Genomic DNA, 11834 nt, shown 5'->3' with positions numbered 1-11834 from the left:
GAGAGATTCTCACTAACATCTGGAAAGCTCACCAGTGCAATCTCCTCCGTCCAGCAAGCTGGGATACTTTTTCAGTGATCATCATCGATGGTTGTTGCAGCACATCAATCGTCATGTGCGCAACCACGCGGACGCCGAGGACACCGCCGCCGATACGTTTTGCCAGCTGATGGCGGCACGCGTTGATCCGGACAGCATCGAGCAACCGCGTGCTTACCTGTCGACCATCGCGCGCCGGCTGATCTTTGATCGTCATCGTCGGCGCAAGCTGGAACTGGCCTACCTTGAGCGGTTGTCCGCTCTGCCTGAAGCATTGGCGCCCTCCCCTGAAGAACAACTGCAATTGATCGAAGCCCTTGTCGCGATCGACCGCGCCATCGACGGTTTGCCGTTGATCGTCAAAACCACCTTCCTCTACAGCCAACTGGACGGCCTGAGTTACGTGGCGATTGCGCAGAAACTCGGGCTGTCGGAGCGCACTGTCAGTCGCTACATGAAACAGGCGTTGCGCCAATGCTATTTGTGCGAGATGGCACCGTGAGCAAAACCCGCCTCGACCCTGTCAGCGAGCAAGCCATCGACTGGATGGTCAAGCTTCGCGCCGGCACGCCTGACACTGCGCTCAACGAACGCTTCAACGCCTGGCTGGCAATGGATTCTGCGCACAGACAGGCATGGGACACCTTGCAGGAACGCCTCGGCGGTTCGTTCAACACGGTTCGCGCACTGGATCGACGCGTGCCCGGCCAGGCCGGTGAAGCCCGGCAGATTCTGTTGCAGCCGCAGGCTTCGCGGCGTGATGCCTTGCGCGTCATCGCCGGTCTCGGGCTGCTCGGCGGTGGTCTGCTGCTGGGCAGCAAAACCCGCTTGGGTGAAACGCTGCTGGCGGACCTGCACACCGGGCGCGGCCAGCGGCAGCACTTCAACCTGGCCGATGGCAGTCGCCTGAGCCTGAACGCCGACAGTGCGGTGGATCTGCGCTTCGATGACGCGCAACGCGTGATCATCCTGCGTCATGGTGAATTGGTAATTGATGTCGCGCCAGATGCTCGTCGGCCCTTGGTCGTGCGCACCGCCGAAGGCGAAATGCGTGCACTGGGCACGCGTTTTCTGGTGGCCCAGGAACCGGACGCCAGTCGCCTCGTGGTGTTGCAGCATTCGGTTGAAGCCCGTTTGTTCAACGGCACAACGCAAATCGTCAAGGAAGGTCAGGCGGCGGTCCTCTCCTCGCGTGGCATCACGCTGGCCAGCGGCGATGAACGTCGGCGCGCCGACTGGTTGAGCGGCAAGTTGAATGTACTGGATGAATCACTGGCAGAAGTGGTCGCTGCGCTGCGACCTTACCATCGTGGGTTCGTACGCCTGGCCCCGGATATTCGCGGCTTGCGGGTGCAGGGCGTATTCCCGCTGGATGACGCCGAGCGCACCTTCAGCGCCTTGGCCGAAACCCTGCCGATTCGCGTGGATCGCTACGGCCCTTGGCTGACCCTGATCAGTAAAAAGTGATGGGCGAACATTTTTTTTGAAAATCGTTCTCGTTTGTGTCCGGTTTTCATTTCTCATCCCACCTATCTCCTGACACTTCAAAACAAACAGGAGAATGTTGTGCTCAACACGTGGCCCCGTACCCTTCCCTTCGCCGTTGCCCTCGCGACTCTGGCAAGCTCAGCGCTGGCGCAAGAGCTGAGCTTCAACTTGCCGGCCGGCGCCCTTGCCAATACGCTCAATGCGATTGCCGGCCAGAGCGGCCAGATCATTTCGCTGGAGCCTGCGCTGGTGCAGGGCAAACAGGCACCGGCAGTGATAGGCCGGATGCCCGCCGAACAAGCGCTGCAAAAGGCGCTGTCGGGCAGCGGCTTGCAACTGCGCGTCACGGGGCAAGGCAACTTCAGCGTCGAACCGGTGACTGACAACAGCGCAGCGCTGCAACTGGGGGCCACCAACATTGTCGAGCGCAGCAACGACGCCACCACCGAGGGATCGGGCTCCTATGCCGCGCGGGCGGTGACCATTGGCAAAGGCACACACACGCTCAAGGAAATTCCGCAGTCGGTCACCGTCATGACCCGCAAACAAATGGATGATCAGGACCTCACCGATCTCAAGGACGCCGCCAATAAAACCACCGGTCTGGTCGGCCTTCAGGGCGTGGGCAAAGGCATGATCCTCACCTCACGCGGTTTTCAGATCGACGACTGGCAGTACGACGGCGTGCCGATCCCGCGCAATACCTATGCGCTGGGCAACTGGGCAACGCAGGACCTGATTTTCTTTGATCGCATGGAAGTGCTGCGCGGCGCGTCGGGCCTGCTGCAAGGCGCCGGCAGCCCCGGTGGCGCGATCAATCTGGTGCGCAAGCGCGGCCAGAACACCCCGACCGTAACCGTCACCGGCAAGGCGGGTTCGTGGGATCACTACGGCTTGCAACTGGATGCCGGCGGACCGTTGAACTCGACCGGCACGGTGCGCGGGCGTTTTGTCGCCGATGAAGATCAGAGCCATTCATTCGTCGATTACGAATGGAGCAAAACTCACTCGCTGTACGGCGCTCTGGACTTCGACGTCAGCGATGACACCACGCTCGGCGTGGCGGTCAGCCATTCGGATGGCGAATCACGGCCAATGATCCGCGGCCTGCCTCGTTACGCCGACGGCAAGCCGCTCAACGTGCCGCGTTCCACCTACGGTGGTGCACGCTGGAACCATGCCGACATTGATGTCACGACCGTTTACGCCGATCTGGAACACCGCTTCAACGACGACTGGTCCGTCAAGGTCGGTGCCGTGCGCATGACCGAGACCAACAAGTCGAAAAACCAGCGCACGCAAACCAGCGGCGCCGGGGTGCAAGCTGATGGCAGCGGTTTGCAATACGCCGATTTCGTCACGGATTTCGACGCAAACAAACTCGGTCTGGACATGAACCTCACCGGGCATTTCGAAGCGCTGTCGATGGAGCATGAAGTGATGCTCGGCGGCAACTACGCCAAGTTCACCTCCGACGATAAATTCGCCCGCACCTTCAACAACAGCAGCGACACGATTTTCGACATCAACCACGACCGTCCCGAAATCAGCTACGAAGGTTTGCTCAATACCCCGGGTGGCCGGGCAACGCCGAGCGAATACGACATTCGTCAAAAAGGCCTTTACGGCAGTTGGCGGGTCAAACCGGTCGAATCTCTCACGCTGGTGCTGGGTTCGCGCGTCAGTTGGTACGACTACAGCTACAAGTCATGGACGCAAATGGCGTTCAGTGACGTCGCTGTCGAGGAACCGCAAAGCACCGCGAACGAGACCGGCGAAGTCACGCCTTACGCGGGCATCGTCTACGACTTGAGCCGCGAGTGGGCGGTGTACGCCAGCTATACCGACGTGTTCGAACCCCAAACCAATCGCAACGCTAACGGTTCCGTGCTCAAACCGGTGATCGGCAGCAATTACGAGGTGGGTCTCAAGGGCGAATTGATGGACGGCCGGGTCAACACGTCGTTGGCGGTGTTCCGTTATGACCAGGAAAACCGTGCAGTCAACGACCTGGCTTCTGGCATGGTCTGCGACGACTGGTATTGCTCGACGGCCGCCGGGAAAGTTCGCAGCCAGGGTATCGAAGCCGAGATCAGCGGCGAAGTGCTGACTGGCCTGCAACTGTTCGCCGGCTACACCTACAACACCACCAAGTACCTCGACGACCCGACTGAAAAAGGCAAAACCTTCAGCACCTGGACGCCGAAACACATGCTGCGGGTTTGGGGTGACTACCAGTTCAGCGGCGACTGGAACCGTGTCAGCACTGGCCTGGGCTTCACCACCCAAAGCCATACGCTTGGCTACGAACACACTTACGACGTCGCCGGTTACACGGTGTGGAGCGCCCGTCTCGGTTACCAGTTGAGCAACGAAATTGGCCTTGCGGTGAACGCCAACAACCTGTTCGACAAGCGCTACTACACCGCCGCCTACAATCAGCTCAATGGCAACAACAACTTCGGCGACCCGCGCAACGTGATGTTCAGCGTCAAGTACACCCCCGAGTTCTGAACCGTAGCACTCGGCGTTGACCTGCCGGAGTTCGGCTCCGGCCGGTCAATTCAAGGATCAAACGCTGAGCAGTTGTTGCGTAGTCGCCATCGACGTATTCAGCGACTGCCCGGTGCGCTGCAACTTGTTCAGCAGGCTGGCACCCAACCACATCTGGTACAGGGTTTCCGCCAACCGCCGGGCATTGCCCTGAGGAAGGCTGTTTTCAGCCTGCCCCTGCTCGATGCACAGGGTAATGCGCGACACCACTTGTTCGGCGCCATCACGCAAGGTGAGGCGCATCGATTCGGACAGATCGGCGACTTCGGCGCTGAGTTTCACCACCAGACACTCATCGCCGTGGCCTTCGAGCGTGCAGCGGTTCTGCCAGCCCAGCCAGTAATCCATCAATCGCTCATAAGCGGTCAGCCCCGGCAACGTCAGGCGTCGCTCCATGTCGGCGAGGTAGCCAACAAAGTAATCCTCGAGCAAGGCCTGGCCATAGAGCTCTTTGGATTTGAAGTAGTGATAGAACGAGCCCTTGGGCACGCCGGCGGTTTGCAGGATTTCATTGAGGCCGACACTGGTGAAGCCCTTCTCGGCCATCATTCGGTGGCCGGTATCGAGCAAGTGTTGGCGGGTGTCGTCGTAGGTCGGTTTCATGGGGCGCAAATTACCAGACAATAGACCAGTCGTATATTTCAGTGGAACGGAAGTTTGCCATATCTGTCAGTGAAAAACCTGCGCAGAAAAAATTACTAGACGACTGGTCTAATTGGCATCTATGCTGCGCTCCGACAACTCATCTCCCGGTGTCGGCGTTTCGCAAATCCGTTGCGCAGCGACGCCACCTGATCAACCAAGGGTGCTTTATGAAAATCTTGATGGTTCTGACTTCGCACGATCAACTTGGCGACACCGGCAAGAAAACCGGCTTCTGGCTCGAAGAGTTCGCTGCTCCTTACTACGCCTTCAAGGATGCCGGTGCCGACGTCACCCTGGTGTCCCCGGCCGGTGGCCAGCCACCGCTCGATCCGAAAAGCGACGAGCCAGACGCACAGACCGCCGAGACCGATCGCTTTCGCAATGACCCGGCCGCCCAACAGGCACTGGCCAACACCGGGCGTCTGGCGGATGTTCGGGCGGATGATTTCGATGCGGTGTTCTACCCAGGTGGCCACGGCCCATTGTGGGATCTGGCCGAAGACAAGCAGTCGATCGCTCTGATCGAAGCCTTCGACCGCAGCAACAAGCCGCACGGTTTCGTTTGCCACGCACCGGGCGTACTGCGCCACGTGTTGAATGCTGAAGGCAAACCGCTGATCCAGCATCGCCAGGTCACCGGTTTCACTAATGCCGAAGAGGCCGCGGTCGGTTTGACCGATGTCGTGCCGTTCCTGATCGAAGACGAGTTCCAGCGTCTTGGCGGTTACTACTCCAAGGTCGCCGACTGGCAAGTGCATGTGGTGGCTGACGGGCAATTGGTCACTGGCCAGAACCCTGCCAGCTCCGCAGCGGTCGCCGAGAAGTTGCTGAAGATGCTCGGCTGATAAGCCCCTTCGGGAAAAGTCCTCCGAACGCCGTGTGCGTGCCACACGGCGTTTTTTTTACGCTCAATCAATAGTTGACTGGTCTAATAAACCAGTGAAAAAGGTAATCCATGAACAACAGCAGTTATTTCTCCCCCGCCAAATTGGGCCTGCACACCCTGAAAAACCGCATCGTCCTGCCGCCCCTCACCCGCCAGCGCAGTACCCAGCCGGGCAACATCGCCAATGAATTGATGGCCGAGTATTACCAGCAGCGCGCAGGCGCAGGTTTGCTGGTGACCGAAGGCACGCAGATCGAACCGCGGGGCCAGGGTTATGCCTGGACACCGGGCATTCACACGCCCGAGCAAATTGCCGGATGGCGCAAAGTCACCGATGCCGTGCATGCCGTCGACGGGGTGATTTTCGCCCAGCTCTGGCACGTCGGCCGTGTGTCGCACAGCGCGTTGCAACCTGGCGGTGCAGCACCGGTCTCGGCTTCCGCCGTGGCGACCGACCGGGTCAGTGTGTTCATCGAAACCGCACCAGGCAAAGGCGAACTGGTGCCGCCGTCCGCACCGCGCGCGTTGAGCACTGAAGAAGTTCAGGAGCTGATCCAGCTCTATATCCAGGCAGCACGCAATGCGATGGAGGCCGGTTTCGACGGCATCGAACTGCACTGCGCCAATGGCTATCTGGTCAACCAGTTCATCTCCGCCCACAGCAATCTGCGTACCGATCAATACGGTGGTTCGCTGCACAATCGCCTGGGTTTTCTGCGCGAAGTGGTGGCGGGCGTCGCCGAGTGCATTGGCAAGGAGAAGGTCGGCGTGCGCTTCGCCCCGCTGTTCACCACCACCGATGAGGCGCGCACGTACCTGGGCCTGGTCGAGGAAGATCCGCACACCACTTATATAGAAGCGATCAAGGTGCTGGAGGACGTCGGCATTGCTTATCTGTCCATCGCCGAAGCCGATTGGGACGATGCGCCAGCAATGCCGCAAACCTTCCGCCAAGCGGTGCGCGACACCTTCAGCGGCGCGATCATCTACGCCGGGCGCTACAACGCCGAATCCGGTGCGCGGCTGCTCGATTCCGGCCTCGCTGACTTTGTCGCTTTCGGTCGACCGTTCATGGCCAATCCGGATCTGCCTGCGCGAATCGCCAACGACTGGCCGCTGAATGCACTGAACCCGGCCACGGTGTATGGCGGCAGCGCTGAAGGTTATATCGATTATCCGGTGTACCCCGGCTAGCAGAAAAACCTATACAAAACTAAATTTCCGTACAACTATCTGAGCAAGGACTTCCCAACCACTGGCTACCTCTATTGCCTCTCATCAGGCTGATTGCGTTCGAATGAAGACTGTTAACCGATTGTGCCTGGTCCTCGGTGACCAGTTGTCTTTCGATCTCGCCTCTTTGCAGGGGCTTGATCGCGAACGCGATACCGTCCTGTTGGTCGAGGTGATGGAGGAAGCCAGCCACGTTCCTCACCATCCGCAGAAAATCGTCCTGGTGTTCAGCGCCATGCGTCATTTTGCGCAGGCGTTGCAGGAGCAAGGCTTTCAGGTGCAGTACGTCCGGCTCGACGATCCGCAAAACACCGGCGCTGTGCCGAGTGAGTTGCAGCGCTGGCATGCGCTTCTAAAGCCGAACGAGTTGCACCTGACCGAATGCGGCGACTGGCGTCTGGAGCATTCGCTGCGCGATTGTGGTTTGCCCATCCATTGGCACAGTGACAGCCGTTTTCTCTGCACCCGCGCCGAATTCGCCGAGTGGGCGGCCGGTAAAAAACAGCTGCGCATGGAGTTCTTCTACCGCGAGATGCGCCGCAAAAGCAGGCTGTTGCTCAATGGCGACGGCACGCCGGTGGGTGGCGCGTGGAATTTTGACGCCGACAACCGCAAGTCACTGCCCAAAGGCGTAAAGGCACCCTACCCGCTCAGCTTCAGCGCAGACCCGGTCACTCAGGAAGTCCTCGCGTTGGTGCGCGATCACTTCGCCAGTCACTACGGCGCTCTCGATACCTTCAACTACCCGGTGACCCACGCCGACGCTCAAGCGCTGTGGCAATACTTTCTGGATTTCGGTCTGGCCGGTTTTGGTGATTATCAGGACGCCATGGCCAGCGACGAGCCGTTTCTGTTCCATGCGCGCATCAGTGCGGCGCTCAACATCGGTTTGCTCGATCTGCGGCAACTGTGCAGCGACGTCGAGTCGGCCTATTGGGCGGGCAGCGTTGCCCTGAACGCCGCCGAAGGTTTCATTCGGCAACTGATCGGCTGGCGGGAATATGTGCGCGGGGTTTACTGGCTGAAAATGCCTGACTACGCCGAAGGCAATTCATTCGGTAACAGCAGGCCATTGCCGGAGTTCTACTGGACCGGCGAAACGCAGATGAACTGCATGCGCCAGGCCATTGGTCAAAGCCTCAAACATGCTTATGCCCACCACATCCAGCGGCTCATGGTCACCGGCAATTTCGCCTTGCTGGCCGGCATCGCGCCGAGCGAGATCTGCGAGTGGTATCTGGCCATTTACATGGACGCGTTCGACTGGGTCGAGTTGCCCAACACCCTGGGCATGGTCATGCACGCCGATGGCGGATACCTGGGCTCCAAGCCTTACTGTGCCAGCGGCCAGTACATCAAGCGAATGTCCGATTACTGTCGCGATTGCGCTTACAAGGTCAGTGAAAGCACCACTGACGACGCCTGCCCGTTCAATTCGCTGTACTGGCATTTTCTGATGCGCCACGGCAATCTCCTGCGCAGCAATCAACGCATGGGCATGCTCTACAAAAACCTCGACCGCATGCCTGAAGCCAAACAGCAGGCCCTTTGGCAGCGCGGGCAAATGCTGCTCGACCAGCTGGATAACGGCCATTCGTTGTAGATCCGCAAGCGCCGCCCTTCAAGGCTGCAACTTATGCAGGGCGCGCCGTGTCAATGGGTGACCCGTAGTGTTCGTTTGCAATACGTTGAACGAGCCCGGGCCACAATAATCATCAGGCGTGAGTGGTGAAAATCCTGAAACATCTTACCCGCGAAGCGCTTGAGTCAGAGGTCATGCGTCTGCGCCAGGCGCTCGAAACCGGCGCAGGACAAACACTCATCAGCGACGTACAGCACGATATCGCCGCGCAACTGGCCGCCAGCCGAGCGGCGCTCGCCGCCAGTGAAGCGCGCCAGCGGGCAATCTTCGAGTGCGCGATCGATTTCGCCATGGTCGCCACCGACCCGCGGGGCATTATCACCGAATGGAACGCCGGCGCCGTCAATGTCATGGGCTGGACCGCCGAGGAAATGCTCGGCCAGAGTGCTGCGAGTTTTTTCACACCAGCCGATCGCGCCTCCGGCCGTGTTGAACTGGAAATGCAGCGCGCTCTGCTTGAAGGACGCGCCTCAGATGAACGCTGGCACCTGCGCAAGGACGGCAAATTGTTCTGGGCGTCGGGCGAACTGATGCCGCTCTATGCTGACGATCAATCCCATCTGGGCTTCGTGAAAATCCTTCGTGACCGCACCCAGGAGCATCTCGCCGGCCGTGCGCTTTTCGAATCGCAAGAGCGCTATCGCCTGGCGCTCAAGGCAACACGCGACGCGGTCTGGGACTGGGATCTGCAGACCCGGCAGATTGTCTGGAACGAAGCCTTGCAGCAGGCTTATGGGTTCCCTTCAGCAGCCATCGAGCCGACGAGTGACTGGCGCCTTGCCCAGATCCACCCGCAGGATCGCGAACGCGTCGAAGCCTCGATTCGCTCTGCCATCGACGGCAGCGGATCGACCTGGAGCGCCGAATATCGCTTCCGCTGCCAGGACGGTTCCTACGCCGAAGTGCTCGACCGCGGACACTTGATCCGCAATGCCGACGGCCGCGCCGAGCGCATGATCGGCGCGATGCTTGATCTGACGCGCTCGCGCAGTGCCGAAACGGCGCTGCGCCTGAGCGAAGAACGCTTCAGCACCATTCTGGAAACCATCGAAGCCGCATTCGCCATCGTCAACGTCAAATTCGACGCCGACGATCTTCCGGTGGATTACTACTTCGTCGAGGCTAATCCGGCGTTCGAACGTCAATGCGGGGTCAATCTGCGTGGTAAATGGGTGACCGAGTTTGCCCCCAATCTGGAAAAGTTCTGGTTCGAGACCTACGGGCACGTGGCCAAGACGGGCGAGCCGGCGAACTTCGAAAATTACGCCAACACCTTTGAGCGCTGGTTCGACGTGCGTGCCGTACGAGTCGGCGACCCGGCCGACCGGCAAATCGCGATCCTCTTCAATGACGTCACCGAACGACGCGACGCCGAAGAGCGCCTGCGCATCAGCGAAGCGCTCGCGCGTGAAAACGTCGAGCGCGTACAACTCGCCCTCGCCGCCGGCGCCATTATCGGCACCTGGCACTGGGACCTGCCGACCGATAGCTTTACCGTGGATGAAGCCTTCGCCAAGGTGTTCAATCTCGATCCTGCTTTGGGCCGCACCGGTCTGAGCCTGGAACAAGTGGTGACGACCGTTCACCCCGACGACCGCGAAGGACTCATCGGTGCGATCAACGAAGCGATTGCTCGCGGCGGCGCCTATTCCCATCAGTACCGGGTGCGCGACGCCGATGGAAAATACAACTGGCTCGAGGCCAACGGGCGCGTCGAGTGCGCCGACGACGGTACGGCGCTGCGCTTCCCCGGCGTGCTGATCGATGTGGAAGAGCGGCGCAGTGTCGAGGCCGAGCGCGATCGGGCCAACGCGGCACTGCGCGCGCTCAACGACACCCTGGAACAACGTGTAATCGCGCGCACTGCCGATCTCATGCAAGCCGAGGAAAAGCTGCGGCAATCTCAGAAAATGGAAGCCGTCGGGCAACTGACCGGCGGCCTGGCCCATGACTTCAACAACCTGCTGGCCGGCATTTCCGCCGCCCTGGAGCTGATGGAAAAACGCATCGCTCAGGGTCGTATCAAGGACGTCGACAAATATCTGGTGACCGCCCAAGGCGCGACAAAACGTGCGGCGGCGCTTACCCATCGACTGCTGGCGTTCTCTCGACGCCAGACCCTCGATCCGCGGCCAACGGACGTCAACACGCTGATTGTCGGCATAACCGAGCTGATCCAGCGCACCGTCGGCCCGAGCATTCGCTTGAAGACGTTGGTGGCACCCGATCTTTGGCCGGCGCTGGTCGATGCCAGCCAGTTGGAAAACGCTCTGCTGAATCTGTGCATCAACGCCCGCGATGCCATGCCAGATGGCGGCAGCATCACGGTGGAAACCGCCAACCGCGCCGTGACCATCGAGTCGGTCCACACACTGGACATTCCCGAGGGCGAGTACCTTTGCCTCTGCGTCACCGACACCGGCACCGGCATGAGCGCGGAAGTCATCGCCAAGGCCTTCGACCCGTTTTTCACCACCAAACCGCTCGGCCAGGGTACGGGGCTTGGGTTGTCGATGATCTACGGCTTCACCAAACAATCCGGTGGCCAGGTGCGCGTGCATTCACAAGTCGGCCAAGGCACCACGATGTGCATCTACCTGCCACGCTATCGCGGCGAAGCCAAACAAAATTACGACGCCACCCGCAGCACGACAACACCGCTGGTAAAAGCAGGCGAGACTATCCTCATCGTCGACGACGAACCCACCGTGCGGATGCTGCTCAAAGACGTGCTCTGCGAACTTGGCTACACAGTGCTGGATGCGGCTGACAGCGTTGAGGGCCTTGAGGTACTGCGCTCCAACGCGCAGATCGACCTGCTCATCACCGATGTCGGCTTGCCGGGCGGCATGAACGGCCGGCAAATGGCCGATGCGGGCCGGGAAATCCGCCCGAAACTGAAAACCCTATTCATCACCGGCTACGCCGAAAACGCCGTTATCGGCAGCGCTCAACTCGGACCGGGCATGCAAGTGCTGACCAAGCCTTTTGCAGTCGACACCCTGGTTTCGCGGGTCAGCAATTTGCTGTCCGAAGCGACAACGCCGTAAACCGCAACCGGCCCCTGTAGGAGCTGCGGCACACTGCGATCTTTTGATCTTGATTGTAAAAATCACAATCAAAAGATCGCAGCCTCGTTGCACTCGAATGCTCCTACAGGTTTGTGTGCTGGCCGAAGATCTGTAAGCGACGCACAAACCTGTGGGAGCGAGCTTGCTGGCGATAGCGGTGGAACAGTTATCGGATGTTTTGACCGTGTCGACGCCTTCGCGAGCAGGCTCACTCCTACATTGTTCGGTGGGGGCATTAATCTTGTGAACACCACAAAACCTGGTGGGAGCTGCGGTG

At 59.9% G+C, this 11834-nt stretch carries 8 protein-coding genes; 7 read left to right on the top strand and 1 reads right to left on the bottom strand.

Annotated elements, in window-relative coordinates; genetic code table 11:
• Positions 1–34 precede the first annotated feature (34 nt).
• The 3 genes from ACA061_RS11760 to ACA061_RS11750 all read left to right on the top strand — a co-directional run bounded on the left by ACA061_RS11760 (position 35) and on the right by ACA061_RS11750 (position 4041).
• Entirely contained in the window at positions 35–541 is a 507-nt protein-coding gene (locus ACA061_RS11760) for a sigma-70 family RNA polymerase sigma factor (protein WP_210555196.1), read from the top strand.
• Entirely contained in the window at positions 538–1506 is a 969-nt protein-coding gene (locus ACA061_RS11755; RefSeq protein WP_210555195.1) for a FecR domain-containing protein, read from the top strand. The genes ACA061_RS11760 and ACA061_RS11755 overlap by 4 nt, the downstream gene beginning before the upstream one ends.
• Before the next feature lie 99 nt (positions 1507–1605).
• Positions 1606–4041: a TonB-dependent siderophore receptor gene (locus ACA061_RS11750; protein ID WP_497301635.1), complete on the top strand. Its 2436-nt coding sequence runs from the start codon at positions 1606–1608 to the stop codon at positions 4039–4041.
• A 57-nt stretch (positions 4042–4098) separates the two neighbouring features.
• Here ACA061_RS11750 and curR read toward each other — a convergent pair whose 3' ends face one another.
• Positions 4099–4683, bottom strand: coding sequence for a TetR family transcriptional repressor CurR (gene curR / locus ACA061_RS11745; RefSeq protein WP_210555193.1), 585 nt, complete (start codon positions 4681–4683; stop codon positions 4099–4101).
• Between the two features lie 209 nt (positions 4684–4892).
• On the opposite strand from curR, the gene ACA061_RS11740 reads away from it, so the two are divergent.
• The 4 genes from ACA061_RS11740 to ACA061_RS11725 all read left to right on the top strand — a co-directional run bounded on the left by ACA061_RS11740 (position 4893) and on the right by ACA061_RS11725 (position 11536).
• The gene (locus ACA061_RS11740) at positions 4893–5570 is read left to right on the top strand and encodes a type 1 glutamine amidotransferase domain-containing protein (RefSeq protein ID WP_042558830.1); all 678 of its coding nucleotides are present in this window, start codon (positions 4893–4895) and stop codon (positions 5568–5570) included.
• A 110-nt stretch (positions 5571–5680) separates the two neighbouring features.
• Positions 5681–6805 (top strand): alkene reductase, encoded by a 1125-nt coding sequence (locus tag ACA061_RS11735; protein ID WP_497301633.1) that lies wholly within the window; start codon positions 5681–5683, stop codon positions 6803–6805.
• A gap of 103 nt (positions 6806–6908) precedes the next feature.
• Positions 6909–8447 (top strand): cryptochrome/photolyase family protein, encoded by a 1539-nt coding sequence (locus ACA061_RS11730; protein ID WP_497301632.1) that lies wholly within the window; start codon positions 6909–6911, stop codon positions 8445–8447.
• Between the two features lie 173 nt (positions 8448–8620).
• Positions 8621–11536 carry a PAS domain-containing hybrid sensor histidine kinase/response regulator gene (locus ACA061_RS11725; RefSeq protein WP_497301927.1) on the top strand — a complete coding sequence of 972 codons (2916 nt, stop codon included), beginning with the start codon at positions 8621–8623 and terminating at the stop codon, positions 11534–11536.
• Positions 11537–11834 lie beyond the last annotated feature (298 nt).

It is taken from the genome of Pseudomonas sp. LBUM1668, from assembly GCF_059695715.1.
This window is presented reverse-complemented; position numbering and strand designations above follow the sequence as displayed.

What these genes read in the sequence shown, in the direction of transcription:
- curR (WP_210555193.1), bottom strand. Translation starts at nt 4,683, where the DNA reads ATGAAACCGACCTACGACGACACCCGCCAACACTTGCTCGATACCGGC.
- ACA061_RS11740 (WP_042558830.1), top strand. Translation starts at nt 4,893, where the DNA reads ATGAAAATCTTGATGGTTCTGACTTCGCACGATCAACTTGGCGACACC.
- ACA061_RS11735 (WP_497301633.1), top strand. Translation starts at nt 5,681, where the DNA reads ATGAACAACAGCAGTTATTTCTCCCCCGCCAAATTGGGCCTGCACACC.
- ACA061_RS11730 (WP_497301632.1), top strand. Translation starts at nt 6,909, where the DNA reads ATGAAGACTGTTAACCGATTGTGCCTGGTCCTCGGTGACCAGTTGTCT.
- ACA061_RS11725 (WP_497301927.1), top strand. Translation starts at nt 8,621, where the DNA reads ATGCGTCTGCGCCAGGCGCTCGAAACCGGCGCAGGACAAACACTCATC.